The organism is Halorubrum sp. GN11_10-6_MGM (genome assembly GCF_005435165.1).
Classification (GTDB): domain Archaea; phylum Halobacteriota; class Halobacteria; order Halobacteriales; family Haloferacaceae; genus Halorubrum.
Genome location: NZ_SGUC01000039.1, coordinates 1 through 24,181, shown reverse-complemented (window position 1 = coordinate 24,181; position 24,181 = coordinate 1). Strand labels below are relative to the sequence as shown.

Genomic DNA, 24,181 nt, shown 5'->3' with positions numbered 1-24,181 from the left:
GGAGAACACCGCCGAAGCCCCAGTCGGGAGGCGGGCGCAGGCGACGCGAGCACCGCAGGGAGCGAACGAAGTGAGCGACCGAGGAGCGCGGCGAGCGTGCGCCCGCCTCCCGACTGGGGCTTCGGCGGTGTTCTCCGTGGCGGCAGCTACGTATTGCCGAGCGACTGGGGCTTCGGTGGTGCTCTCCGCCGATCTGTCGCCAACTATCTATAAACGACCGACCGGGCCACCAGAAGCAGTCGCCGCGGCGTCGGCGGTTTCCGGCCGATCCTTCGGCTCTGATAGCGTTCACTCTCGAAACGGAGAGAAAGTACGAACGATCGGTTCACACTTCGTGGCCGTCCACGAGCATAGTTCCTACTTAAGCGACCGCGGCGGCGATCTCCTCGTCGGTGAGGAACACGTCCTCGCCGGTCTCCGGGTCGAACAGGTGGATGTGCTCCTCCTCGAAAGAGACGCCGACCTCGTCGCCCGCCTCGGGTTTCACGTCCGCGGGCGAGCGCGCGAGGAAGTCCTCGGTGACGGTGAGGTGGACGTAGTTGTCGGAGCCGATCGGCTCGACGACCTCCACCGTCGAGCGCAGGTTCTCGTCGCCGGTCGGCGACTCGTCGAGGACGATGTTCTCCGGGCGGATTCCCAGCGTGTACCGGCCGTTCCGGAGGTCGTGGCCCCGGACGTACTCCGCGGAGAGGTCGAGCTCGAACCCGGCGTCCTCGTTGCGGATGACGGCGCCGGTGCCGTCCGTCTCCACGTCGACGTCGACGAAGTTCATCGACGGCGAGCCGATGAAGCCGGCGACGAACTCGTTAACGGGGTTCTGGTACACCTCGGTCGGCTCGCCGACCTGCTGGAGCTCGCCGTCGTTCAGGATGGCGAGGCGGTCGCCCATCGTCATCGCCTCCTCCTGGTCGTGGGTGACGTACATCGCGGTGACGCCGAACTCCTTTTGTAGCTTCTGGATCTCCGCGCGCATCTCCGTCCGGAGCTTCGCGTCGAGGTTCGAGAGCGGCTCGTCGAAGAGGAACACCTCGGGCTCGCGCGCGATGGCGCGACCGAGCGCGACGCGCTGCTTCTGGCCGCCGGAGAGCTCGTCCGGCTTGTCGTCGAGGAGGTCCTCGATCCCCATCATCTCAGCCATCTCGCGGACCCGCTCGTGGCGGTCTTCCTTCGACATGTCCGTGCTCATCTTGAGCCCGAACCCCATGTTCTCGCGGACCGTCTTGTGCGGGTATAACGCGTAGTTCTGGAACACCATCGCGACGGGGCGCTCCTTCGCGTGGATATCGGTGACGTCCTCGTCGTCGAAGCTGACGGTCCCCGAGGTCGGCTCCTCTAAGCCCGCGACCATTCGGAGCGTGGTCGTCTTCCCGCAGCCAGACGGCCCGACCACGGTCACGAACTCCCCGTCGTCGATCTCTAGGTCCAGATCGTCGACGGCGACGATGGTTCCCCGGTCGAACTCCTTCCGGAGCGTATCGAGCGTGACGCGTGCCATTTCCCTCAAAACTAGTCCGCCGGCATATGAGTTCTTTGCTGTTTTCTTGATATTTGGTGAAGAATCTCTTCTCAAATATTGGACCGCTGCGTCGAGACAGTCGATCGTCGACTCCTACGGTCGACGCGGATCGATCCGGATCGATCGGGATGCACCCCAAACACTAAATGTATGAAAATATAATTCATCATTTGTTCTAGTCACATGAACGAGAAACGTAGAACGCTGCTCAAGGCGATGGGGGGAACGACTGCGCTCGCGGGGCTCGCGGGCTGTATCAGCACCGGCGGCGACGGCGGCGACGGCGGTGACGGTTCCGACGGCGGCGACGGCTCCGACGGGTCGGACGGGTCCGACGGTAGTAGCGGCGGGACCGCGACGCTGTGGACCGACCTCTCCGACGGCGAGGACGAGGCCATGTCCTCGTACATCGACCAGTACGAGTCCCAGAGCCCCAACACGATCGAGAAGAACGAGCCCGGCGGCGAGCTCGACCAGCAGCTCGAGACCGCGATCCCGTCGGGCGAGGGGCCGGACTCGTGGATCTGGGCGCACGACTGGATCGGCCGGTTCGCGGTCCGCGAGGAGCCGCCGTTCCTCTACGACGCGAGCGACGACGTCGACGCTTCCCTCGACGTGTTCACGGAGACCGCCCAGCAGGCCGTCCAGTTCGACGGCGCGCTCCACGGGCTCCCGTTCGCCTCGGAGACCGTCACGCTGTTCTACAACGAGGACATGGTCGACGAGCCGCCGGAGACGCTCGAAGACATGATCTCGGTGATGGACGAGTTCCACGACCCCGAGAACGGCGAGTACGGCCTCTCGTATCCCGTCACCGACCCGTACTTCGCCAGCGGGTTCATCCAGGCGTACGGCGGCGACATCTTCGACACCGAGAGCCTCGAGACCGCGCTCGACAGTGACGCCTGTAAGCAGGGGATGGACGCGCTCGAACGGCTGTTCGACTACGTGCCCGCCGACCCCGGCTACGAGTCGCAGATCGTCGCGTTCGCGGACGGCGCCGCGCCGTTCGCGATCAACGGCCCGTGGGAGATCGCCAACCTCCAGAGCGAGATCGAGAACCTCGGCGTCACGACGCTGCCGACCGTCGACGGCAACAATCCCCGGACGTACTCCGGGATCCAGACGTTCTACTTCAGCGCGATGCTCTCCGACGCCGACCAGTCGACCGTCGACGCCGCGACGGGCCTCGCGGAGTGGTACACCACGAACGAGGAGGTCGTCGCGACCAACGCCGAAGAGCAGGGGTACATCCCCGTCCTCTCGTCGGTCGTGGAGGACGGCGACCTCTCCGACGACGTTCAGGCGTTCGCGCAGCAGGTCGACCACGGCGTCCCCATCCCGACCCACCCGAACATGAACGCCGTCTGGACGCCGCTGACCGAGGCGCTGACTCGCGTCTTCAACGGCAACCAGGAGAGCGGTCCGGCCCTCGACCAGGCCGCCTCGGAGATCCGGGAGAACCAGTAGGCGGTCTCTCCTCGACCCACCATGGCCTCTTCACAACTCGACGTCGGCGGAGGCGGGCTCTCGCGGCTCCGGTCAGCGCTGCCGTTCTCCGGTCGCGACTGGGGACTGCTCTTGGTCATCCCCGGCGTGGTCCTCTTCTCGAGCTTCATGCTGTACCCGATCGTCTACCTGTTTTACATCTCGCTGACGAACGCGACGTTCGCCGGGTCGGTCATCGGCGGCGGCGCGGAGCTGATCGGGCTCGCGAACTACGCGCAGCTCCTGCGCGACCCGCAGTTCTGGACCTCGATGTCGACGACGTGGCTGTTCGTCGCCGTCTCGCTCGTGGTCAAGGTGTTCGTCGCGGTCGGCATCGCGCTCCTCTTGAACCACGCGCGGGTCGTCGGCAAACGCTACATGCGCGCGGCGGTGATCGTCCCGCTGGGGTTCCCCGGCATCTTCACGATCACCGTCTGGCGCGGGATGTTCAGCGACGCCCGGTTCGGCGTGTTCAACACGCTGCTGGGCCGATACAACGAGATCATGTCGTCGCTGTCGGCGCCGCAGGTCCTCCTCTTCGACGTGCCGATCGGCTTCCTCAGCGGCCGCTGGGAGGCGTTCTTCGCGTACGTCACCACGGAGGTGTGGCTGGCGTACCCGTTCATGGTGATCATCATCGTGAGCGCGCTACAGGACGTGCCCAAGTCGCTCCACGAAGCGGCGATGGTCGACGGCGCCGGGTGGATCCACCGGTTCCGGACGGTGACGCTGCCCGCGATCAAGGGGCCGGTGCTGTTCGCCTCGATCCTCACCGCGGCGACGTCGTTCCAGCAGTTCCTGATCCCGTGGGTGTTCAACCAGGGCGGCCCGGCGAGACAGAACGAACTGATCATCGTGTACGGCTACCGCGAGGCGATCAGCTTCAACGAGTTCGGGCTCTCGGCGGCGATACTGATCGTCGCCATCGCCTTCGTCGGGCTGTTCATGTACGTCGCCGTGCGCTACGGCGGCCTCGCAGAGGGGGTGGGTGACGAATGAGCGCGATCCGCTCGGTCGCGGCGTTCGTCGCCGCCAAGTTGGTCGCGTTCGCGACCGCGCCGAAGCGGTTCGTCGTCACGGTCCAGCGGGCGCTCTACGACCTCCGCACGGGCAAGCGCACCCCGTGGGACGTCGGGAAGAGCGTCCTGATGACGCTGTTCGGGCTCGCGATGGTGCTGGTGCTTCTGTTCCCGCTGTTCTGGATCTTCACGGCCTCGCTGGCCGAGGGGACGCGGCTGTTCACCACCAGCGGCATCTTCCCCGACGCGTCGACGTACAACCTCGGCGCGTACCGCTGGGTCCTCTTCGAGTCCGACTTCTTCTTCGTCGAGGGCGACTGGGGATACCCCCAGCTCGTTCTCGGGGGGAGCGGCGGACTGGTGAGCTTCCGGTGGGCGGGGACCGAGACCGGACCCGGCGCGGTGTTCAACAGCCTCTACATCGTCAGCGTGACGATCGCCGCCGGGTTCGCGATGATCGTGCCCGCCGCGTACGCGTTCTCGCGCCGGCAGTTCCTCGGCCGCAAGCGGATCCTCTACGGGTACGTCCTCTTCACGCAGATCGGCGCCGGGCTGTCGATCGCGACGCTCGTGGCGCTGTACTCGCTGTTCAGCTCGTACGGCCTGACGAACAACCTGTTCGTCCTCGGGCTGTTCTACGCCGCGGGGGCGATCCCGTTCAACACGTGGCTGCTGAAGACGTACATGGACAACATCCCCGTCTCCTACGAGGAGGCGGCGATGGTCGACGGCGCGAGCTTCCTGGAGACGATCCGGGAGGTCATTATCCCGCTGACGAAGCCCGGGCTCGCCGTCGTCCTGATCTTCGTCTGGCTCGCCGGCTGGAACGAGTTCATCATCGCGCAGACGCTGCTGCGTCCCGAGAACTACCCGCTGTCGGTCGAGCTGTACAACATCGCGACCGAGGGCCGGTTCTCGACGCCGTGGACGCGCTTCGCGGCGTTCGCGAACCTGTTCGCCCTGCCGGTCGCGATCGTCTACTTCGCGGCGCAGCGCTCCGTCGAGGACGGCCTCTCGTTCGGCGGGATGGAAGGGTAGCCGCGGCGGTCGCGGCCCTTTGTATTCCGCATCACGGATCGCTCAATACAGAGAATTCATCTATTAATTGATCAAAAGAGATGACTCGAAAACAGTAGTATGAATCTTTCATCCCCAGCAATTATGTAGTAATGGTTAACTGAAGTCAGTATGGCTGAATCGTCAATCAGTGCTCATGAAGAATTCGTAGTAGGTTTTTATCTTCTCCTGCTTTGCGGAACCATTGTAGGTTTCGGGTTTCAGGGGACAGTTGGTTCAGTTCTCATCCTCATCGGTCTTCTTTGGTTTACGGTGCTTGCGGCAGGCTGGGCCTCTCTCGTTGTGCTTACGACAAATGCGTACAGGTACTTCCGTGACGAATCTCCCAGTTGGAAAGCAGTGACGTTCGCCTTGTTGACATCCATCTCTCTCGGTTTGGCCGTCTATTTATTCCTCGTCACTACACTCTACCGACTCTGGTTATCCGTTGGAGGGCTCGGATTCTTTTGCTCTCTTGGGCTCGTTATAGCAGTATTCGATGGACGCGCCCGACGAGTGTGGTCACAACACGTCCGTTGATCAATATCGGTCGATACGCACGCTCAATCGGACAGTAGTTTTGACAGAACGATGCCTAAAAATAAATTCTCGACGCGGTCGCCTCGCGTTTCGCTCAGTCGTCCGCGGCCGGCGTCGGCGCCTCGCCGCCGAGCCGCTCGCGGTCGTGTTCGGCCTCGAAGTCGAGGTCGGGGCCGCGCGCGATGATGCGCGAGGGAGTCACGTCCGGGTGCGTGGTGTAGTAGTGCTCCTTGATGTGGTCCATGTTCACCGTCTCCGCGACGCCGTCGGTCTGGTAGAGGTCGCGCAGGTACGGCCAGAGGTTGTCGTACTGGTGGATGAACTGCTTGTTACACATGAAGTGCGTGTGGTACACCTGATCGAAGCGGATCAGGGTGGTGAACATACAGATGTCCGCCTCCGTCAGGGAGTCGCCGACGAGGTAGCGTCGGTCGGCGAGCCGGTCGTCGTACTGGTCGAGCGCGCCGAACAGCTCGTCGATCGCCTCGTCGTACGCCTCCTGCGAGGTGGCGAACCCGGCGCGGTAGACGCCGTTGTTGATCGGCTCGTAGATGTCGGTGATCACCTCGTCGACGTCCGCGACGGTCGCGTCGTCGCCTTCGTCGGGCAGCAGCGAGGCGCCGTTGCCGAGGTCGGCGAACGCCGTCGAGAGCATCCGGAGGATCTCCCGCGACTCGTTGTTGACGACCGTCTCCTCCTCGGTGTCCCACAGCACGGGCACGGTCACGCGGCAGGTGGCGTCGGGGTCCGCCTCGACGTACAGCTCTCGGAGGTAGTCGCTGTCGTGGAGGTGGTCGCGCGTGCAGCCGTCCTTCTCCGGGGTGAACTGCCAGCCGTCCTCACCGCGGTACGGGTCGACGACCGAGACGCTGATCGCGTCTTCGAGGCCGAGGAGCGAGCGGGCGAGCAGCGTGCGGTGCGCCCACGGGCACGCGTACGAGACGTACAGGTGATACCGGCCCGCCTCGGGCTGGAAGCGCTCGTCCGGCTCCGCGTCGACATGGTCGGGCACGTCGCTGCCCGCGACCCAGCTCCGGAAGGTGGTCTCGCCGCGTTGGAAGGCGCCGTCCTCGTCGGTCGCCTCGTAGGTGTCCGTCCGCCATTCGCCGTTCACGAGCTGATTCATACGCTATTCGTGGGCTTCGACCCCTATAACGTAGGCGGGGACACGCGTGTCACCGGCCGTACGAGGAATATGGTATTACAGTCCGTTTCACCTAGTTCCGCCTTATTTACAAGAGATCGATAGCGGGTCCCGCCAAAGCCCCAGCCGCTCGCTTATAAATAGTCGATAACGGATCGACGGTGAACACCGCCAAAGCCCCAGCCGCGAGGACTCGCGCGGCTTGCTGTGCTCCTCGCTCAGTCGCTTCGCTCCTTCGCTGCGGTGCTTACTGCGCCGTGCTTCGTCCTCGCGACTGCCCCTTTGAGCCCCGTCCCACACCGCACCGCAACCGCAGCCTCACGCCTCCCCAGCCTCGTCGGCGGTCCTCCGCATTGCTCCGGACCGCCGACTCCCTCGCGGGCGGCTCGCGCCCTGCGGGCGCTCGCCGGCGCGCCACCACATTATTTATAAACGAACGCTACCGTCTCGGTGGCTTTTCGTCGTCGCTCGCGTGGTCAGACGCATGACCGACGAAGACGAGTCCGCTCCGACGGTCGCGGTCGTCGGCGGCGGCGCGGTCGGGGTCACGGCGGCCCACGACCTCGCGGCTCGCGGCGCCGACGTGACGCTGTTCGAGCGCGGCGATCTGGCGGCCGAGAGCTCCGGCCGCGCGGCAGGGCTCTTCTACGACGCCTACGCCGAGGACGTCGACGCCGCGGTCGGCGCCCGCTCGCTGGAGCGGTTCCGCGCGTTCGACCGGACGCTCCCCGGGTTCTCGTTCGCGGCGTGTCCGTACGTGATCGCGGTGCGCGAGGGCGACTCCGACGCCGACGCGGTCCCGGCGATGGTCGAGCGCATGCGCGCCCACGGCCGCGACGTCTCGGTCGTCGACCCCGACGCGCTCGGCGAGCGCTTCCCGACGCTCCGGACCGACGACCTCGCCGTCGCGGCGGTCGCCGAGGGGGCCGGGTGGACCGACCCGCCGAGCTACGTCCGCGCGCTCGGCGGGCGGGCCGCCCGCGAGGGCGTCGCGATCGAAACCGAGACCGCGGTCGCCCTCGGACCCCTGACCGACGCGGGACGAGAGCTTCGGGTCCGCGACGCCGGCGCCGACGGTGACTCGGGGACCGAAACGCGCGTCTTCGACGCGGTCGTCGTCGCGGCCGGAGCGCACACGCGGTCGCTGCTGGCGGACGCCGACGTCGCCGCGCCGGTCGTTCCGTACCGCGTTCAGGCGCTCGTCGCGGCCGAGCGCTACGACGGCCCGATGGTGTACGACGCCACCGCGGACGCGTACCTCCGTCCCCACCCGGACGGCCTGCTCGCGGGCGACGGCACGGAGCCGGTCTCGGCCGACCCCGACGGCTACCGCCGGGAGGCGGACGACTGGTTCCGCGAGGACGTCGGGACCGTCCTCGACGAGCGGCTCGCTCACGGCGACCGGGGTGGTCCCGATCTCAACGACGCGCGGGCGTGGGCCGGCCTCTGTACCGCGACGCCCGACGGCGACCCGCTCGTCGGACCGGTCGACGCGGGCGGGACCGCGGACCGCGCGTCGACCGGCGACACCGCGCCGACGCTGTTCGTCGCCGCCGGCTGGCAGGGACATGGGTTCATGCGCGCGCCGGCGATCGGGGAGACGGTCGCGGAGGGCGTGCTGGCGTCGCTCGACGGCGTCGCGTTCGACGCCTCGGAGTCGCCGTGGATCGGCGCGTTCGATCCGAGGCGGTTCGGTTCCGAGCGGTTCGACGCCGACGAGCCGTTCGAGATCGTCGAGGGAATGTCGCTGTCGAACCGGACGGACGGAGAATAGACCGGTGAGCCTGGCCGAAAACGGCGGTCAGTCGTCCTCTTCGACGACGTCGACGTCGCTCGATCCCCCGCGCTTGGGGATCTCCACGTGGAGCGTGCCGTTGCGCGTGAGCGTCGCGTTCGCGCCCTCGGGGGTCACGTCGGCGTCGCGCGGGAGGTCGACGCTGCCGGACAGCGAGACGCCCCGCCCCGGGAACACGAGGTCGTAGCCGTCGTAGAAGTCGCGGAAGCGTTCGAGGTTCACCTCGACGGTGCGGTCGAGGAAGGTGACGTCGACGTCTTCGCCGCGCACGCCGGGGGCGTCGAAGACGACGAGGTAGGCGTCGTCGCTTTCGAGGAGGTCGTGCGAGAGCGGGCGGCGCTCCTGTACCTTCCCCCACCCGCGGCCGACGCGTTCGAGGGCGCTCCGGAGCGCGGACCGACCGGTCTCGACGAGTCCGCCCACGGCTCACACCTCGATTTCGACGAGGTCGCTCCCGCCGCAGTACGGACAGGAGAGGTCCTCGACCGCGTGGTCGTCGGGCACGTCGTACGTGTAGTGGTTCTCGAACATGTCGAGCTCGCAGTCGTCGCTGACGCACTTGACCTCCATCGTCGATGGCATACGCGACGGTAGTGTCGGCGTGGGCTTAAACGGCGTGGCGGCGGCGGTCGCGTCCCCGTCTCAGGGGGTCGGCTCCGTCCGCACCTCGATCCGCGCCCCGTCCGCTCCCTCGACGGCCTCGGCGCTCCAGCCGTGCGCCTCGGCGATCCGGGAAACGATGCTCAATCCGAACCCGGTTCCGTCCGCGGCAGTGGTGAACCCGGTCTCGAAGGCCCGCTCGCGGACGTCCGCCGGGATCCCCGGCCCGTTGTCGGCGACGAAGAATCCCGCGGGCGAGTCGAGCTCGCCGACTCGCACGACGACGTCGTCCCCGCCGTGGTCGACTGCGTTCCGCACGAGGTTTTCGAGGAGCTGTACGAGTCGCTCGCGGTCCGCGTCCACCGTCAGGTCCGTCTCGACTTCGAGGCTCGCGTCCTCCGTCGCGGTCTCCGACCAGCAGCGCTCGACGACGGCTGCGAGGTCGACCGGTTCGACGTCGGTGACTCGCTTCCCGTTTCGCGCGAGCGTGAGCAGCTGGTCGATCCGCTCGCTCATCCGTTCGTGCGCGTTCGCGGCGTGGTCGAGGTTGGGATCGTCGCAGTGCTCGCGCGCCAGTTCGACCCGTCCCTTCGCGACCGAGAGCGGATTCTGTAGGTCGTGTGAAACGACCCTGGCGAACGATTCGAGCTCCTTGTTGCGGCGTTCGAGCTCCGCCTCGTACTCCTTCCGCTCGGTCACGTCCGTGATGAACCCCTCCAACACGGCGGTTCCATCCACGGTGGACTCGACGAGGCACCCGCGCTCCCACATCCAGCCCAGCTCGCCGTCGCGCGTGCGAATCCGGTACGTGATCTCGAACTCCTCGTCCGTGTCTATCGCCGTCTGGACGGTCTCCCACGCCCGTTCCCGGTCGTCGGGATGGATGACGTCTTCGCCCCAGACGACCGCGTCGCTCGCGAGTTCCGCCGTCGTGTAGCCCGTGATCGACTCGCTTTCGCCGCGGACGAGCTCCATCGGCCACCCGGGCGCGTTCCGGCAGCGGTAGACGAACCCGGGGAGGTTCCCGATGAGCGTCTCCAGCCGCCGCCTGTCGCGGTCCCGGGACTCGTCGCCGGCGGAGCTCCGACCGCGGGCCACGGCCTGACGCACCCTGTCGCGGAGTTCGTCGCTCCCGTCGGCGGGGTCGAGCGGGACGTAGTCGGTGACGCCGCTCGCGACCGCCTCGCTCGCGATCTGCTCCGAGCCCGACGCCGTGGCGAGCACGAACGGTACTCCCGGACGGCGGTCTCGGACCTCTCTGAGCAGTTCGACCCCGTCTCCGTCCGGCAGATCGTGGCCGGCCACGACGCAGTCGACCGCGTCCCGCCGCAGGCGCTCGACCGCCGCCGTGACGTTCGACTCGACCGTGACGTCGAACTCCGCCTCCGGCCACTCCGTCCCGAAGGAGCGCGCGCGGCCGATCTCCGGGACGCTGAGGACCCGAATCGTCTCTCCCGGAACGTTCGACATACCCGGTTCTCAGCGGAGTACAACATAACAATTGGGGAACCGATCGAGTCAGCTCCGTCGCCCGCGGTACCGCTCTGGGACGACGGCGCGCTCGGCGAGCAGCACGAGGAGCGTTCCGAACGCGACGCCGGCGGCGAACCCCGGGCCGTACGGGAACAGGCGCGGCGCGAACGCCAGCGCGACGCCGAGCCAGACGGACGCGACGAGTATCGCGGCGCCGCCGGCGACGTACGCCAGCGTCTCGTACCGGGCGGGCGGGAGTCGGTCCCGCGCCAGCCACGCGAGCGGGCCGACGAGAATCGCGGTGACGACCGCCCACGCGGCCGCGATACCCCACGGGCGCGGGTCGGCGGCGTAGAACTGCGCGGCGCCGAAGGCGCAGACGAGGGCGACCGCGAGGAGCTGTCCGAGCCGCTGCCGGCGAGCGGGCGTGTCGGAGGGCACGAGTCGCGCTTTCGACCGATCCGGCATAAGCGATCGGGCGACCGCGTTCCGCGCCGTCCCGCCGTTCCGCACGCTTTTCCCGTCTCGGCCGAGTACGGTGGGTAACATGACCGATTCGCCCGCGTCGGCACGGGGGTCGCTCCCGGCCGACCCGAACGACCTCGCCGTCACGATCGTCGACGGGTACGTCGACGAGCCCGCCCACTTCGGGGTCCCGCCGTACCTCTCGACGTACCCCCGGTACACGGCGGGCGCGCTCGTCGACGCCGGCGTCCCCGAGTCGCAGATCACGTATCACACCATCGACGAACTCCGGGAGGACCGCTCGAAGCACGCCGACGTCGCGGACGCCGACCTCATGGTGTACGTCGGGGGAATGACGGTGCCCGGCAAGTACGTCGGCGGCACCCCCGCGGAGCCGGACGAGGTGCGCGAGCTCGGCTGGACCGCCGACGGCGTGACGCTGCTCGGCGGCCCGGTGCGCTTCGGGGTCGGCGAGGAGAACGCGGGCGCACAGGAGACGAAACGCGACGACCTCGACTACGACTTCGTCGCGATGGGCGACGTCGAGGCCGCGGCCCACGACCTCGTTCGCGAGGGGTTAGAGGGGTACGGAAACCGGATGCGGACGAACGAGGAGGTCGACCGCTGGGCTCGGCGAGGGGCGTTCGTCGTCGAGCAGCACCCGAACCACCCGGACTACCTCATCTGCGAGATGGAGACCTCGCGCGGCTGCGCGTACCGGTGTTCCTTCTGTACGGAGCCGCTGTACGGCGACCCGGCGTTCCGCGCGCCGGACTCCGTCGTCGGCGAGGTCGACGCGCTCTCGGACCGGGGCGTCAGGCACTTCCGGCTCGGGCGACAGGCCGACATCCTCGCGTACGGCGGCGACGGCGAGGCGCCGAATCCGGACGCCCTCCGAGAGCTGTACGGCGGCATCCGCGAGGTCGCGCCCGACCTCCGGACGCTCCACCTCGACAACATGAACCCGGTGACGATCACCGACTACCCCGAGGCCTCTCGGGAGGCGATCCGCGTGATCGCGAGACACAACACCCCCGGTGACACGGCGGCGTTCGGGCTGGAGTCGGCCGACCCGGTCGTTCAGGAGGAGAACAACCTGCTCGTCACGGCCGAGGAGTGCTTGGAGGCGGTCCGCGTCGTCAACGAGGAGGGGGGCTGGCGCCCGGGCGACGCCCCCGACACGACGCCCGGCGACCCCTCCCGCGTCACCGGTCCCTCGACCGGCCCGGACGCCTCTCCGCGGCTCCCGAAGCTGCTGCCCGGGATCAACCTCGTCCACGGCCTCGCGGGTGAGCGCCCCGAGACGTACGAGCACAACAAGGAGTTCCTCCAGACGGTGTACGACGAGGGGCTGATGCTCCGCCGGATCAACATCCGGCAGGTGATGGCGTTCGCGGGGACGGAGATGGCCGAGACGGGCGCGGAGGTCGCACAGGAGCACAAAGACCAGTTCCAGGCGTACAAGCGGGAGGTGCGTGAGACCATCGACAACCCGATGCTCGACCGCGTGGTCCCGCCGGGGACGGTCCTTCCGGACGTCCACCTCGAATACCATCAGGACGGCAAGACGTTCGGGCGACAGCTCGGCACCTACGCGCTCCTCGTCGCGGTTCCGGGCGAGCGCGAGCTCGGCACCAGCATCGACGTGGCGATCACCGACCACGGCTACCGCTCCGTCACGGGCGTCCCGTACCCGCTCGACGTCAACGCGGCCTCGATGGACGAGCTGACCGCGATCCCCGGGATCAACCGGAGCACGGCCGGCGACGTCGTCGTCGGCCGACCGTACGACTCCGTCGCGGCCGTCGACGCCGTCGCTCCGGGGACCGTCGACCTCTCCGCGTACGCGGTCGCCGGCGACGCCGACGCGTCGATCCCCGGCCGTGACCGCCCCGGATCGGGGCCGGGACCGGCCGCGCGGTCGCCGCTCAGGCGCGGGGACTGAACGGTGTCGGTCGACGATCCCGCGGTCACCAGCGTCGAGGTCCCCGTCGACACCCGCGCGCCCGGCGGGACCACGAACGCGTACCTCCTCGACGGGCTCCTCGTCGACCCGGCGGCCCGGAGCGACGCGCTCGACGCCGCGGTCGCCGAGCGCGGATCGGCCGACGCCGCCGCCCCCGCGGCCGAGGCCGTCGCGGTCACCCACGCCCACCCGGACCACGTCGGCGCGGTCGCCGACTACGCCGCGATGACGGGCGCGACCGTCGTCGCCCGCGAGGGACACGCGGACCGGTTCGCCGCGGCGGCCGGGATCGAGCCGGACGAGACGGTCGCTCCGGGCGAGACGGTCGGCGACACCACGGTCCGCGCCGTCGACACGCCGGGACACGCGCCTGACCACCTCGGGTTCGCGGCCGGAGGTCCGGCGGGCCATCCGAGCGGCTCGGCCGCCGGGTCGGGACGCTCCGTGCTGTGCTGCGGCGACCTCGCCGTCGCCGAGGGGAGTGTCGCGGTCGCCGCGCCGGAGGGCGACCTCGCCGCGTACCTCGCGAGCCTCGAACGGGTGCGCGACGCAGGGTACGACCGGCTCCTCCCCGGGCACGGACCGCCGATCGACGACCCGGCGGCGACCTGCGACCGGCTGATCGATCACCGACTGGCCCGCGAGCGCGACGTGATCGCGGCGATCGACGGCGGAGCGACCGACCTCGACGCGGTCGTCGACGGCGCCTACGAGAAGGACCTCTCGGGCGTTCGCGACCTCGCCCGAGCGACCGTGGCGGCGCACGTCGAGAAGCTGGTCGCTGAGGGGCGGGTCGACGAGGCGTGGACCGACGAGCGGGGCGACGGTCCGCCGACGTAGTTTTACCGCGCGCACCGGAACGAGGGGGCACATGGCAGACTCCGCCGGTGACCCGTCGACGTCGGTTCGGTTCCTCGGTCGGTACGGCGGGCCGCTGGTCGCCGGACTCGGATTCGTCATCACGCGCTTCTTCGTCGCGGAGGCCGTGGTGCTCTCGGGCGGGGCGCTCGCCGTCGCCGCCACCATCGGATCGCTGGTGGTCGGCCTCGGGCTCACGGTCACCGGGGTCGCGCTCGCGGTCGGCGCCTTCTCGCCGGTGGACGTCGCCGACGTCAGCGGTGGCTGTCTGCTGGGGACCGGAGCGATGACCGCCGCCCTCGCCGTCACCGTCGCGGCGACCGGCGTCGACATGGTCGGAGCGGCGGTCGGGACCCAGCTCCTCGTCGCAAACGTCCTCCTCGCGGGCGCCGTCGGCGGGATGGTCAACGGGTACCGGAAGGCGTTCCTCCGGCGGCGGCGGGCGGCGATCACGCGGAGCGCGAACCGGGCCCGGTTCATCAACCGGCTGCTTCGGCACGAGGTGTTAAACGCCGCGACGATCATCGACGGGCACGCCGACCTCCTCCGAGACGACGGTGCGAACCGCGAGCGGTCCGTCGGCGCCATCCGCCGCGGCGCGGCCCGGATCGAGTCGACGGTCAACGGGGTCGGAACGATCGCCGACGACCGCGCGGCGGACTCGCTCGCGCTCGACGGGGCGGTCCGCGACGCGGTCGATGCGGTCCGCGATGGCGGGGACCTCGACCGGTCCGTCTCCGTCGAGGTCGCCGACGCCGAGACGGTCGACGTCGATGTCGATGCCGACGACAGACTTTCGGTGGCGTTCGAGCGACTGGTCGAACACGCCGTCGACGTCCGCGACGCCGGTGCCGTTCGGATCGAGACGACGGCGGAGCGACACGCGGCCACCGCGACGGTGGTCGACGACGGGTCCCCGCTCTCCGACCGCCAGCGGGACGTCCTCGAACGCGGCTCCTTCCCTGAGTACGACGACCCGAGCAACGGGTTCGAACTCCAGGCCGCGTCCCTCCTCGTCGGCGAGTACGGCGGATCGATCCGCGTCGAGCAGGGCGACGAGACCCGGGTCGCGGTGCGGCTCCCTCGCACGACCACCGACGCGGCGGCGGCTGCCGTCGGCGTGGCGTATCCGGGCCTCCGACGGGCGGTCGCGGCGGGGCTCGGCGCCGGCGTCGCAATGGGCGGCCTGCTGTGGGCGACGAGCGGGACCCTCCCGGTGATCGGCGCGCTGTACGGCGCAGAGAGCGCCGCGATCGGTTGGATCACGCACCTCTTCCACAGTGTCGTGTTCGCGCTGCTGTTCGTCGCTGGCGCTTCCCGATCCGGCCTCGGCGCCCGTCTCGGCCGCCCGCTCGCCGCGAGCGCCGCCGGCCTCGCGTGGGGGACGTTCCTCTGGCTGGTCGCCGCCGGGGTGCTCATGCCGGTCTGGCTGCGCGCCGTCGGCGTCCCCGCGGCCCTGCCGAACCTCCCTCCGACCGGGCTCCTCGGCCACGCGCTCTGGGGCGTGACGCTCGGGCTCGGCTACGTGCTGCTCGGCGGGCGGTTCGACTGAGTAAGCCGCTCCCGCCGCCGGCCCAGCTACGGTTCCGCTTCGAGCTCGCCGACGACCTCGGACAGCGGCGTCTCCGTCACGTCGACGAAGCGCCCGCCGGCGGCGACGATCCCGCCGTCCGTCTCCGGGTCGTCGCCGACGTGGACGAGCCCGGTCGTGGTCGCGCCGAGCGCCTCGGCGGCGGTTTCGAACGCGGAGGGATGCGGCTTGCGCCAGCCGCAGCCGACGCTCGTCGTGACCGCGTCGAACTCGCCGCGCAGCCCGGCGCGGATCAGCGTCCGCGGGACCAGCTCGGGGACGGCGCAGTTCGAGAGCAGCCCGACCGGCCCGCGCTCGCCGGCCCCCCGGACCGCCTCCAGCGCTCCGTCTCGGCGGGTCACGTCGGGGTCGAACGCGGCGACCACCGCGTGCCGGGCGACGTTCTGCGTCACGTCGACGCCGCGGGAGTCGAGCGCGCGGGCGACGTGTGCGGGGAGCGGGACCTCCGCGCCCGCCGGCGCCTCGACGTGTCGCTCGCCGTACGCGACGTGCCAGTCGTCGGGGACCGCCACGTCGCGGGACTCCAGTTCGCGCGCGACCGCTTCCGCGGGATCGGCCGGGTACTCGACGTCGACGAGGGTCCCGAAGAGGTCGAAGGTGACTGCCACGATACTCCTGTTAGGGAGAAACGCGGATTGAACCTGTCGGTCGGGTGGGCGCGTCTCGACGCCGACCGCGCGGCGCCCCGGTCACGGTCGGCGCACCGAGGTCAGCACAGCGAGATCGACACGCCCGGCCAGAAAAGCGAGATCGACGCGCCCAATCAGAACAGCGAGCCGAAGTGGAGCGTGACCAGCCGATAGAGCCCGGTCACCCACGCGCACAGCCACAGAACCATGAACCCCGCGACGCCGGCGCGGAGCCGCTTCCGCCAGTGGCTCATGTCCTCGTGGAGCTCGTCGATGTCCACGCTGGGGTCCTCGTAGGCGTCCGCGTTCCGCTTCGCCTGGAAGATCCGCACGATCCCGGTGAGCGCGAACGCCAGCAGGGCGTACGCCTGAACGCCGAAGAACGCGTGGAGGATCGCCATCCCGCTCACCTGATCGAGGACGCGCGGGATCATCCACGTGACGATGGGGACCGTCGTGAGCGCCAGTCCGACGACGATGTACCGCAGGTGGCGCATCAGCACGTTCCACGACACCGTCTCCGTGTCGATCATGATCCAGGCGCCGTACAGCAGGAACGGGAAACTCGCCGTCACGGACATCCCGGCGACCGCCGCGATGACCGACTCGTCGACCATGCGAGCGGCTACGTGCTCCGGCGCGTAAAGCCCCGCGATCCGTGTCCACCGGTGCGATCTCTCGGTGCGGTCTCGCGTTCTCGGCGGCCGGCCCCGGACGAAAACAGTTAGCGTCAGGAGCACGTACCCCCGAGGCGATGGAGGACACTTCGACGCGGTCCGAGCCGGAGTCGCCGCCGGAGGCGTCGGCCGAATCGACGGCAGACGGTCCGACGAGCGAACCGGACGACGAGACCGACATCGAGGCCCTCCGCGAGCGGGTCGAGTCGGAGTACGACTTCGACGACTTCGGGCCGTCCGACATGGCCCAGATGAGCGCCGACGAGTGGGACGCCGCGTTCGACCCCGACACGTGGATCACCGGCGACCGGCTCCTCGACCGCGTCGACGCCGAACTGAAGTCGCGGATCGCGACCCGCGACGTGTTCGGCGTCTTGGAGCGTGTCCGCGAGGACGGCGAGGAGCGTATCCTCGTCTACTCCGACGAGGGATACGCGATCATCAGTCCCACCGGCGAGGTGCGGGGTGAGGGGACGGTCCTCCGGGACATCGAACCGATCGTCGCGCTCGCGGCGATGGACTCCTACGAGGTGCCCGAGCCGCCGGAGAACTGGTCGCTCCCGCACCCGGACAGCGTCCCGGAGGGGTCGGGAGAGTTCGGCAACCTCGTGGTACAGGCCGTCGCGGCTGCCCAGGTGCTCGCCGGCGCGGCGCTCCTCGTCGCGAGCGCGGTGGCCGATCTCGGGACGATCGTCGCTCCAGCGATGGGGATCGTCTTCCTCTTGGTCGGCGTCTTCCTGTTCGCGATGGTGGCGAACGCGCGGCTCTCGGACCGGTTCCGCTCGGAGGAGTACCGGAACCGACTGCGCGCGCTTCGCGAGGCGAAGGAGCGCCCCGAGTTCGTCCCGGTCGAGGACGGGGTGGTGACCGAACGGGGCGCCGCCGCGTCCGACTCCGATCGAGACGAGTAATCGTCCGATTTCGGCGGTTTCAGACCCCGGAGACTCCTCCACGTCGGCGGGTTCAGTCGGTGGGTTTAAGCGAACCCCGTCCTGAGTGAAGCTGTATGAAAAGGCGGGACTTCGTGCGGACGGCCGGCGGCGCGACCGCCGCCGTCGCGGCCTCCGCCGGGGCGACCGGAACGGTGGCGGCACAGGAGGTACAGCCCGACTGGCCGAGCGGCGCGTCGAGCGGCAACGTCGGGTCGTACACCGACGCCCGCGGCCAGGACTCGGTGACCATTTCGGTCGGCGCCGGCAGCGACGGCCTCGCGTTCGATCCGACCCTCGTCTGGGTCGACGAGGGGACGACGATCACGTGGGAGTGGACGGGTAACGGGGGCGACCACAACGTCCAGACCGTCGACGACGGCGGGCCGGCCAGCCTCGACAGCGGGAACCCGGTCGGCGAGGAGGGGTACACCTACGAGTACGAGACGTCGAGCGAAGACGCCGGCATCACCCACTACCACTGCGTCCCCCACACCGCGGTCGGCATGCACGGCGGCATCGCCGTCGGCGAGGATGTCGCCACCGTCGAGACCGGCGGCGCCAACACCGGCTGGCCGGAGGACATCGCGTACGTCGGCGTTCCGCTCCACGCCCACTGGGTCGGCATCTCCGCGATCCTCGGCATCGGGCTGACGTTCGTGTTCACGTTCTACATGCTCAAGTACGGCGAGTCCGCCCACACCGGTCACGGGGGTGCGAGATGAGCTCCGGCAACTCCTCGTACGGCGACATCCACCGCTACGAGCCGGCCCGCGAGAGCACCGCCGCCGCGATCGCGATCGTCCTCCTCACCGTCATCGAGGTCGTGTTCGTCGCGCTGTTCACCTACGGTCTCATGTCGGCGTGGGCGTCGACGGAGGCGGGGAACATGTACGTCGGCGCGCTGCTGGCGTTCATCTTCATCGATCTCGCGTTCATCCTCCTCCTGTACCGAAAAGAGTTCCTTCCGGACGTGATGATCGTGAAGAAACGCCGCCGCAAGTGGGAGGACCTGTACGTTCGCGAGGACGACCAAGAGGGGAACGGCTTCGACACCGGCGGACTCGCGGAGACGCTGAAGCGCGCGGTGTACCCGTACTACAAGAAGTGATTCGACAATGAGTCTGAAAAAACAAGACGACATGGACCACAACGCGTGGCTCAAGAGTCAGGACCTCACGGCTATCGAGACGGCGTTCCTGACCACGCTCATCTGGCTGGACAAGCGGCTCCGCATCGTCGACTACCTCGAACTGTTGGAGACGATGTACTACCGTGCGAACCTCCAGATGCCGAAGAGCCACACCGAGCAGTACGACCTCGACAACAAGTTCTGGTACTGGTACCCGCTGTACTCGCTCGGGTCCCTCTCTATCATCGCGTACCTGCTCGCGGCGGTGTCCGGCGCGATGCTCGGATTCTACTACGCGCCGTCGACCGCCGGCGCGGCGGCGCAGGGCGACCCGACCGCCGCGTACGACTCGATGGTGATGATCATGCAAGACGTCCAGTTCGGCTTCATGCTCCGGTCGATCCACCGCTGGGCGGCGCAGTTCATGGTGGCGGCCGTGTTCCTCCACATGCTGCGCGTCTACTTCACCGGCGCGTACAAGGAGCCGCGCGAGGTCAACTGGATCCTCGGCGTCGTGCTCATCGCGCTGACGCTGCTGTTCGGCTTCTCCGGGTACGTCCTCCCGTGGAAGCAGCTGTCCTTCTGGGCGGCGCAGATCGGCGTCGAACTGGCGCTCGCGACCCCCATCGTGGGCGAGTGGGCGGCCCAACTCCTGTTCGGGGGCTTCACCCTCGGACAGGCGACGCTCGTGAGAATGTACATCCTGCACGTGTTCGTGCTGCCGTTCGTGGTCACCGCGCTCATCGCGATCCACGTCGGCATCGTCTGGGTGCAGGGCATCGCGGAGCCGCACTAATCCAATGACCGACGAAACCACCCCCATGACGGACGGAGGCACCGACGAGGAGGCGCGTACCGACGGCGGCCCGCCGGCGACGGTCCCGCCGGACGACGAGACGCCGACCTGGTCCGAGCGGAAGGAGCGCAGCCAGGGGCTCGCACAGCTCACCTACCAGTACTTCGAGCGCTCCCGGCGCGAGGACGAGGACCTGCGCGCGGAGTCGACGTACGTCGAGCGCGACGTGCTCGGTTTCCCGACGTGGCCCCACGAGACGATCCGCAACCTCGCGATCACCTCCTTTTTCCTCGGGATCATCCTGCTCGTGGCGTCGATCCTGCCGTCGCACTTCGGGGACCCGGCGAACCCCGGCTCCACGCCGGCGATCATCCTGCCCGACTGGTACCTCTACTGGTCGTTCGGCCTGCTGAAGCTCAGTCCGATCAACCCCGAACTCGCGGTGCTGGGCGGCAACATCATCGTGTCCAACGAGCTGTACGGACTCATCGCTCACGGCGCCATCTTCGGCGTCATCACGCTCGTCCCCTTCCTGAATAAGGGGAACGCGCGGCGACCCGTCGAGGAGCCCGGCTGGGCGGCCCTCGGCGTGACCGGGGTCATCCTGGCGATCACGCTCGCGGCGCTCGCCATCCAGAACTTCTTCCCGGTCCCGCTCGAGCTGCTGTTCTCGCTCACGTTCATGCTCCCGATCGCGGGGGGCGTCATCACCTACGCGGTGCTGAAGACGATGCGCGAGGGGTACATGTACGACCTCAACCGCCGGTACTACATGCTGCGGCCGCCGAAGTAACGGCCGACACAGTCCGCTGCGGTCCCGCGACCGAAGCGCAGCCGGGTTCCCGTTCGGGGACCTGCTCCTGCCGTTCCGACGCCTCGTATCACCATGTCATCCTCAACAGACGGCGACGCCTCGCAGGCGTTCGACGAGACCGGCGACCCGATCGCGGCCGACGACGACGCCGACCCGCGAAACGAGCCGACGGGCCCGCGAGAGGGGGCGAGCGGCCGGGAGGTCGTCGTCCCGTTCCGGCTGTACAAGGCCGTCACCGTCTTCTCGACGCTCGCCGCGGTCGTCACCTACTTCGTCGGGTTCACGCTCATCGACGCCGCGACGCTACAGATAAGCTTCGTCCGGACGACGATCGTCTACTTACTCGACAGCGCCGGAATCCTTCCTCCGGAGGACGTGCTCGTGGCGATACTCGCGATCACGGGCGTGGGGTTCATCCTCCTCGGGACCGCTGTGTACGTCCTCGGAACCCGGTTCCGCGGACAAGGGATGGGAAAGTCTCAAGACGACTCCAGCGAAACGTGAAGTAATGGCAGACGAGTTCATGAAGGGCTTCGCCCTCTTCGCGATCGGCGGTCTCGGGTGGATCACCTTCGGCGGCTGGTACCGGACGCCGTCGTACTACGAGGTGGTACAGCTCGTGAACCCGCCAGAAGGCGTGAACACGGCGTACGGCGAGATCGGCCTGATCGCCGGCGACGCGTTCTTCTGGCTGATGATCCTCGGTGCGCTGACGTTCTGGGTGTTCATCCCGGCCAGCCGTCAGCTCCGTGACGCCCTCAACGGCGACGACGACGCGGCCGCGAACTGACCGCGAACCCGCTCGTCTCGCTTCTCCCCCTCCGTCTCGACACCGCTCCCGAGCGGCGCGGCCGGCGGCGGCGAACCGGGAGCTTTTCACCGCCGCTCGCCCCACCCTCGCGCATGAGTGAGCCGACGCGCCGCCTCGCGGTTCTCGGTGACGGCGACTCGACGGCGGCGGTCCGGTCGGCGGCGACCGACGCCGACGCCCGCCTCGTCGACCGCGGCGAGGCCGACGCGCTCGTCCCCGTCGGAGACGCCGCGCTCCGGGAGGCGATGCGCGCGGTCGCGAGCGGCGACGCGCGGTCGGTTCCCATCCTCCCTGTCGGGAGCGGCCGTCACGCGGTCGCACCGGGTGTCGCGGTTGAGCGCCTCGGGGACGTCGTCGCCGGGGTCGGCGAATCGTCGGGCGCGTTCGACGGGTTCGACCGCGTCGCGCACCCGGTGCTGGCGGTCGGCGACGCGGACGGCGGTCGCCGCCGATTCGCGGCCGCGGACGTCGCCTTCGTGACCGTGGAGCCGGCGCGGATCTCCGAGTACGAGATCGCGTTCCTCGACGGCGACTCGGTCTCGGTGCGCGCGGACGGCGCCGTGGTCGCGACGCCGCTCGGCAGCGACGGCTACGCGGCGGCGGCCGGCGGCTCGGTGGTGTCGCCCGGCGGCGGCCTCTCGGTCGTGCCCGTCTCGCCGTTCACGACTCGCCCCGACACGTGGGTCGCGAGCGGCGGCGTCCACGTCACGGTCGCGCGCGGGGAGGAGCCGGTCGCGCTGGTCGTGGACGGCGAACGTCGGGGGACCGTCGAGCCGCACCGCGCGGTCGGTCTCGAGGTCGCGACGACCGTCGATCTCCTCTCGCCGACGACGGAGTGAGGGAAGGCGGCTCGCGCTCGGGGCGGCCCCGGTCGCTCGCGCTCGGGGCGCCCTCGGCGGCTCGCACTCACGGCGACTCCGCGCTCTCGCGGGCGCGCCGATCGGAAACACTCTAATACGTCGTGAACGGAAATGGTGGATATGGACCCACTGCAGTTCCTCGTTCCCCTCAGCTGGCTGTCGGCCGCCGGGCCGGCGCTGCCGTACGCGATCTTCGTGATGACCGTCGGGAACCTCGCGACGCGGCACCTCGCGCACAGGCGTCACGTCGAACAGGGACAGGAGGCGGACAGCGTGGAGGCGTACTTCCCGCACGTGTTCACCAACGTCGGGCTCGTTCTCCTATCCTTCCTCTTCATCCTCGACTCACCGGTGAGCGGCACGATCCTGTCGATCCTCGTGCTCGCGATGTTCATCGCCGACTTCTTCGAGTTGGAGGCGCGCAACGTCGAGGCCCGCAACGACATGGAGATCGAGGCGCCGAAGAGCTCGATCGCCGCCTCGCTCGTCGTGCTGGTGTGGTCGTCGTACTACGCGCTGTTCTTCGTCATCGAAGGGGTCTGGAACCAGTTCGTCGTCGCCTGACGGGAGCCGATCCCGTCCGCGATTTCCCTTTTCGACCCGCCGCTCAGAACGTCCAGTCGCCGGTGAGCTTCATCCCCGTCGCCTTCCCCTCGGCTTCGAGCGACGCGGCGATCTCGTCGGTGTCGCGGCGCGGGATCGACGCGTCCGCGCCCGCGACCTCGACGACCAACTCGGTCAGGAGGATCGCCTGCTCCCGGAGGTTCCGCGACTCCAGCTTGTCGAGCGTGTCGGCGTGGGTGTGGCCCCAGCCGCGGCCGCGCCCCTCGGTCTCGCCGGAGACCATGTAGCCGGGAATCCCCCGCTTCACGAACGGCCAGTGGTCGCTGTGGGGGACTAACTCCTCGCCCGTCGAAATCGGGTGGTCGAAGCGGTCGCTCACGCGCTCGGCGGCCGCCGCCAGCGCGTCGAAGTCGTGGTGGTCGAGCCGGAGCGTCCGTCCGAACACGTTGCTGTCGACGTTGACGACCGCCCGGACCGCGTCCCGGTCGGCCGCCTCGGCGGCGACGGACGAGCCGACGAGACCGACCTCCTCGGCGCCGAACGCGGCGAACCGGACCCGCACGTCGAGTTCGTCTTCGCGCGCCGCGAGCGCCCGCGCGACCTCGACGATCGTCGCCGTTCCGGCACCGTTGTCCATGGCGCCCTCAGCGATGTCGTGCGCGTCGACGTGCGAGGAGACGATCAGGTGTTCGTCGGTGTCGGGACCGAGCTCGGCGACCGCGTTGCCGCTCGTCGCCGCCGGCGTCTCGCAGTCGACCGCGACCGTCAGTTCGTCGCCCTCGTTCCGTCGCGCGAGTCGAGCGCCGGTCTCCTTCGAGACGCCGACCGCCGGGATCGCCCCGATCGGCGCGTCGGCGGTCCCGACGCTCCCGGTCGGCGGCAGCATCCCCTCGACGTGGTTGGCGAAGACGAAGGCGGCGGCGCCCGCGTCGACCGCGCGGTAGTACTTCTCGCGGCGGTGGACGAACCGGTCGACGGAGTCGGGCGTGTCCGACGAGACTAACACGACCTTCCCGTCGAGGTCGGCCTCGAAGTCCTCGGGGACCCCGTAGCCGAGGTCGACGAACTCGCCGGTCGCCTCGCCGCTCGGACTCCGCGGCAGGGCGATACAGGCGTTCGGGCCGACCGCGAGCGGGTCGCCCGTCTCGGCGTCGCGAACCGCGCTGTCGCCGCGCTCCCAGCCCTGAATCTCGAACTCCTCGATCGCCGCGTTCCGCGCGCCGACCGCGGCGAACGCGTCGCGGGTCAGCTCCAGCGCCTCGCGCTCGCCCGGCGACCCGGCCATGCGGTCGCCGACGTCGACGAGGTCGACCAGGTGGTTCCAGCCCGCGTCGCTCGTGAACGTCTCACCGATCCAGTCGGTCATGCGTCTCGGTGTCGCGGCCGCCGCTCAAGCGTTTCGGTGGCGGCCGCGACACCGAGACGCATGACCGACTGGATCGGTGAGACGTTCACGAG

At 69.1% G+C, this 24,181-nt stretch carries 25 protein-coding genes; 16 read left to right on the top strand and 9 right to left on the bottom strand.

Annotated features, from left to right (window positions below; translation table 11 throughout):
• Positions 1–361 precede the first annotated feature (361 nt).
• Positions 362–1,495 carry an ABC transporter ATP-binding protein gene (locus EXE46_RS14445; RefSeq protein ID WP_137689075.1) on the bottom strand — a complete coding sequence of 378 codons (1,134 nt, stop codon included), beginning with the start codon at positions 1,493–1,495 and terminating at the stop codon, positions 362–364.
• A 204-nt stretch (positions 1,496–1,699) separates the two neighbouring features.
• Between EXE46_RS14445 and EXE46_RS14440 the strand changes: the two genes are divergently transcribed.
• The 3 genes from EXE46_RS14440 to EXE46_RS14430 are packed head-to-tail and all read left to right on the top strand — an operon-like array spanning position 1,700 to position 5,061.
• A complete protein-coding gene (locus EXE46_RS14440) occupies positions 1,700–2,986 on the top strand; it encodes an extracellular solute-binding protein (protein WP_199234185.1) in 1,287 nt (428 codons plus the stop codon).
• A 21-nt stretch (positions 2,987–3,007) separates the two neighbouring features.
• Positions 3,008–4,003: a carbohydrate ABC transporter permease gene (locus EXE46_RS14435; RefSeq protein ID WP_137689074.1), complete on the top strand. Its 996-nt coding sequence runs from the start codon at positions 3,008–3,010 to the stop codon at positions 4,001–4,003.
• Positions 4,000–5,061 carry a sugar ABC transporter permease gene (locus EXE46_RS14430; protein ID WP_137689073.1) on the top strand — a complete coding sequence of 354 codons (1,062 nt, stop codon included), beginning with the start codon at positions 4,000–4,002 and terminating at the stop codon, positions 5,059–5,061. The genes EXE46_RS14435 and EXE46_RS14430 overlap by 4 nt, the downstream gene beginning before the upstream one ends.
• A gap of 652 nt (positions 5,062–5,713) precedes the next feature.
• On the opposite strand, the gene EXE46_RS14425 is transcribed toward EXE46_RS14430, so the two are convergent.
• Positions 5,714–6,745 (bottom strand): glutathione S-transferase family protein, encoded by a 1,032-nt coding sequence (locus EXE46_RS14425; RefSeq protein ID WP_137689072.1) that lies wholly within the window; start codon positions 6,743–6,745, stop codon positions 5,714–5,716.
• A gap of 502 nt (positions 6,746–7,247) precedes the next feature.
• Here EXE46_RS14425 and EXE46_RS14420 point away from each other — a divergent pair.
• Positions 7,248–8,537, top strand: a complete 1,290-nt coding sequence (locus tag EXE46_RS14420) for an FAD-binding oxidoreductase (protein ID WP_137689071.1) — start codon at positions 7,248–7,250, stop codon at positions 8,535–8,537.
• 27 nt (positions 8,538–8,564) lie between these two features.
• Here EXE46_RS14420 and EXE46_RS14415 read toward each other — a convergent pair whose 3' ends face one another.
• The 4 genes from EXE46_RS14415 to EXE46_RS14405 are packed head-to-tail and all read right to left on the bottom strand — an operon-like array spanning position 8,565 to position 11,072.
• On the bottom strand, positions 8,565–8,981 hold the full coding sequence (locus EXE46_RS14415) for an Hsp20/alpha crystallin family protein (RefSeq protein WP_137689070.1): 417 nt from the start codon (positions 8,979–8,981) through the stop codon (positions 8,565–8,567).
• A 3-nt stretch (positions 8,982–8,984) separates the two neighbouring features.
• Positions 8,985–9,140: a hypothetical protein gene (locus tag EXE46_RS17240; RefSeq protein WP_017342671.1), complete on the bottom strand. Its 156-nt coding sequence runs from the start codon at positions 9,138–9,140 to the stop codon at positions 8,985–8,987.
• A 60-nt stretch (positions 9,141–9,200) separates the two neighbouring features.
• The gene (locus EXE46_RS14410) at positions 9,201–10,628 is read right to left on the bottom strand and encodes an ATP-binding protein (RefSeq protein ID WP_137689069.1); all 1,428 of its coding nucleotides are present in this window, start codon (positions 10,626–10,628) and stop codon (positions 9,201–9,203) included.
• 48 nt (positions 10,629–10,676) lie between these two features.
• Entirely contained in the window at positions 10,677–11,072 is a 396-nt protein-coding gene (locus tag EXE46_RS14405; protein ID WP_137689068.1) for a hypothetical protein, read from the bottom strand.
• A gap of 106 nt (positions 11,073–11,178) precedes the next feature.
• Between EXE46_RS14405 and EXE46_RS14400 the strand changes: the two genes are divergently transcribed.
• Genes EXE46_RS14400 through EXE46_RS14390 form a run of 3 tightly spaced genes read left to right on the top strand, consistent with a single transcriptional unit; the run spans position 11,179 to position 15,472 of the window.
• The gene (locus tag EXE46_RS14400) at positions 11,179–13,041 is read left to right on the top strand and encodes a radical SAM protein (protein ID WP_137689067.1); all 1,863 of its coding nucleotides are present in this window, start codon (positions 11,179–11,181) and stop codon (positions 13,039–13,041) included.
• 3 nt (positions 13,042–13,044) lie between these two features.
• A complete protein-coding gene (locus EXE46_RS14395; protein ID WP_137689066.1) occupies positions 13,045–13,902 on the top strand; it encodes an MBL fold metallo-hydrolase in 858 nt (285 codons plus the stop codon).
• A gap of 31 nt (positions 13,903–13,933) precedes the next feature.
• Positions 13,934–15,472: a hypothetical protein gene (locus EXE46_RS14390; RefSeq protein WP_137689065.1), complete on the top strand. Its 1,539-nt coding sequence runs from the start codon at positions 13,934–13,936 to the stop codon at positions 15,470–15,472.
• Positions 15,473–15,498: 26 nt separating this feature from the next.
• On the opposite strand, the gene EXE46_RS14385 is transcribed toward EXE46_RS14390, so the two are convergent.
• Both EXE46_RS14385 and EXE46_RS14380 read right to left on the bottom strand, forming a co-directional pair.
• On the bottom strand, positions 15,499–16,119 hold the full coding sequence (locus tag EXE46_RS14385; protein WP_137689064.1) for an HAD family hydrolase: 621 nt from the start codon (positions 16,117–16,119) through the stop codon (positions 15,499–15,501).
• A gap of 155 nt (positions 16,120–16,274) precedes the next feature.
• Entirely contained in the window at positions 16,275–16,757 is a 483-nt protein-coding gene (locus EXE46_RS14380) for a hypothetical protein (protein ID WP_137689063.1), read from the bottom strand.
• A 137-nt stretch (positions 16,758–16,894) separates the two neighbouring features.
• Between EXE46_RS14380 and EXE46_RS14375 the strand changes: the two genes are divergently transcribed.
• From EXE46_RS14375 to EXE46_RS14335, 9 genes are all read left to right on the top strand, one after another.
• A complete protein-coding gene (locus tag EXE46_RS14375) occupies positions 16,895–17,728 on the top strand; it encodes a hypothetical protein (protein ID WP_137689062.1) in 834 nt (277 codons plus the stop codon).
• A 95-nt stretch (positions 17,729–17,823) separates the two neighbouring features.
• The gene (locus EXE46_RS14370; RefSeq protein WP_137689061.1) at positions 17,824–18,471 is read left to right on the top strand and encodes a halocyanin domain-containing protein; all 648 of its coding nucleotides are present in this window, start codon (positions 17,824–17,826) and stop codon (positions 18,469–18,471) included.
• Positions 18,468–18,857 carry a hypothetical protein gene (locus tag EXE46_RS14365; RefSeq protein WP_137689060.1) on the top strand — a complete coding sequence of 130 codons (390 nt, stop codon included), beginning with the start codon at positions 18,468–18,470 and terminating at the stop codon, positions 18,855–18,857. Before EXE46_RS14370 ends, EXE46_RS14365 begins: the two co-directional genes overlap by 4 nt.
• Before the next feature lie 7 nt (positions 18,858–18,864).
• On the top strand, positions 18,865–19,674 hold the full coding sequence (locus tag EXE46_RS14360; RefSeq protein ID WP_053771625.1) for a cytochrome bc complex cytochrome b subunit: 810 nt from the start codon (positions 18,865–18,867) through the stop codon (positions 19,672–19,674).
• Positions 19,675–19,678: 4 nt separating this feature from the next.
• Positions 19,679–20,467, top strand: coding sequence for a cytochrome bc complex cytochrome b subunit (locus tag EXE46_RS14355; RefSeq protein WP_137689059.1), 789 nt, complete (start codon positions 19,679–19,681; stop codon positions 20,465–20,467).
• A gap of 93 nt (positions 20,468–20,560) precedes the next feature.
• Positions 20,561–20,992: a hypothetical protein gene (locus EXE46_RS14350; protein ID WP_137689058.1), complete on the top strand. Its 432-nt coding sequence runs from the start codon at positions 20,561–20,563 to the stop codon at positions 20,990–20,992.
• A 4-nt stretch (positions 20,993–20,996) separates the two neighbouring features.
• Complete coding sequence (locus EXE46_RS14345) at positions 20,997–21,278, top strand: hypothetical protein (RefSeq protein ID WP_137689057.1); 282 nt, start codon at positions 20,997–20,999, stop codon at positions 21,276–21,278.
• A 113-nt stretch (positions 21,279–21,391) separates the two neighbouring features.
• Positions 21,392–22,138: an NAD(+)/NADH kinase gene (locus EXE46_RS14340; protein ID WP_137689056.1), complete on the top strand. Its 747-nt coding sequence runs from the start codon at positions 21,392–21,394 to the stop codon at positions 22,136–22,138.
• Between the two features lie 141 nt (positions 22,139–22,279).
• Positions 22,280–22,723 (top strand): hypothetical protein, encoded by a 444-nt coding sequence (locus EXE46_RS14335; RefSeq protein ID WP_137689055.1) that lies wholly within the window; start codon positions 22,280–22,282, stop codon positions 22,721–22,723.
• A gap of 43 nt (positions 22,724–22,766) precedes the next feature.
• Here EXE46_RS14335 and EXE46_RS14330 read toward each other — a convergent pair whose 3' ends face one another.
• Positions 22,767–24,089: a M28 family peptidase gene (locus tag EXE46_RS14330; RefSeq protein WP_137689054.1), complete on the bottom strand. Its 1,323-nt coding sequence runs from the start codon at positions 24,087–24,089 to the stop codon at positions 22,767–22,769.
• Positions 24,090–24,181: the final 92 nt, after the last annotated feature.

Excerpts from the sequence above, each read along its gene's own strand:
- EXE46_RS14445 (WP_137689075.1), bottom strand. The coding sequence starts at position 1,495 with ATGGCACGCGTCACGCTCGATACGCTCCGGAAGGAGTTCGACCGGGGA.
- EXE46_RS14440 (WP_199234185.1), top strand. The coding sequence starts at position 1,700 with ATGAACGAGAAACGTAGAACGCTGCTCAAGGCGATGGGGGGAACGACT.
- EXE46_RS14435 (WP_137689074.1), top strand. The coding sequence starts at position 3,008 with ATGGCCTCTTCACAACTCGACGTCGGCGGAGGCGGGCTCTCGCGGCTC.
- EXE46_RS14430 (WP_137689073.1), top strand. The coding sequence starts at position 4,000 with ATGAGCGCGATCCGCTCGGTCGCGGCGTTCGTCGCCGCCAAGTTGGTC.
- EXE46_RS14425 (WP_137689072.1), bottom strand. The coding sequence starts at position 6,745 with ATGAATCAGCTCGTGAACGGCGAATGGCGGACGGACACCTACGAGGCG.
- EXE46_RS14420 (WP_137689071.1), top strand. The coding sequence starts at position 7,248 with ATGACCGACGAAGACGAGTCCGCTCCGACGGTCGCGGTCGTCGGCGGC.
- EXE46_RS17240 (WP_017342671.1), bottom strand. The coding sequence starts at position 9,140 with ATGCCATCGACGATGGAGGTCAAGTGCGTCAGCGACGACTGCGAGCTC.
- EXE46_RS14410 (WP_137689069.1), bottom strand. The coding sequence starts at position 10,628 with ATGTCGAACGTTCCGGGAGAGACGATTCGGGTCCTCAGCGTCCCGGAG.
- EXE46_RS14400 (WP_137689067.1), top strand. The coding sequence starts at position 11,179 with ATGACCGATTCGCCCGCGTCGGCACGGGGGTCGCTCCCGGCCGACCCG.
- EXE46_RS14390 (WP_137689065.1), top strand. The coding sequence starts at position 13,934 with ATGGCAGACTCCGCCGGTGACCCGTCGACGTCGGTTCGGTTCCTCGGT.
- EXE46_RS14380 (WP_137689063.1), bottom strand. The coding sequence starts at position 16,757 with ATGGTCGACGAGTCGGTCATCGCGGCGGTCGCCGGGATGTCCGTGACG.
- EXE46_RS14375 (WP_137689062.1), top strand. The coding sequence starts at position 16,895 with ATGGAGGACACTTCGACGCGGTCCGAGCCGGAGTCGCCGCCGGAGGCG.
- EXE46_RS14370 (WP_137689061.1), top strand. The coding sequence starts at position 17,824 with ATGAAAAGGCGGGACTTCGTGCGGACGGCCGGCGGCGCGACCGCCGCC.
- EXE46_RS14365 (WP_137689060.1), top strand. The coding sequence starts at position 18,468 with ATGAGCTCCGGCAACTCCTCGTACGGCGACATCCACCGCTACGAGCCG.
- EXE46_RS14360 (WP_053771625.1), top strand. The coding sequence starts at position 18,865 with ATGAGTCTGAAAAAACAAGACGACATGGACCACAACGCGTGGCTCAAG.
- EXE46_RS14355 (WP_137689059.1), top strand. The coding sequence starts at position 19,679 with ATGACCGACGAAACCACCCCCATGACGGACGGAGGCACCGACGAGGAG.
- EXE46_RS14350 (WP_137689058.1), top strand. The coding sequence starts at position 20,561 with ATGTCATCCTCAACAGACGGCGACGCCTCGCAGGCGTTCGACGAGACC.
- EXE46_RS14345 (WP_137689057.1), top strand. The coding sequence starts at position 20,997 with ATGGCAGACGAGTTCATGAAGGGCTTCGCCCTCTTCGCGATCGGCGGT.
- EXE46_RS14340 (WP_137689056.1), top strand. The coding sequence starts at position 21,392 with ATGAGTGAGCCGACGCGCCGCCTCGCGGTTCTCGGTGACGGCGACTCG.
- EXE46_RS14335 (WP_137689055.1), top strand. The coding sequence starts at position 22,280 with ATGGACCCACTGCAGTTCCTCGTTCCCCTCAGCTGGCTGTCGGCCGCC.
- EXE46_RS14330 (WP_137689054.1), bottom strand. The coding sequence starts at position 24,089 with ATGACCGACTGGATCGGTGAGACGTTCACGAGCGACGCGGGCTGGAAC.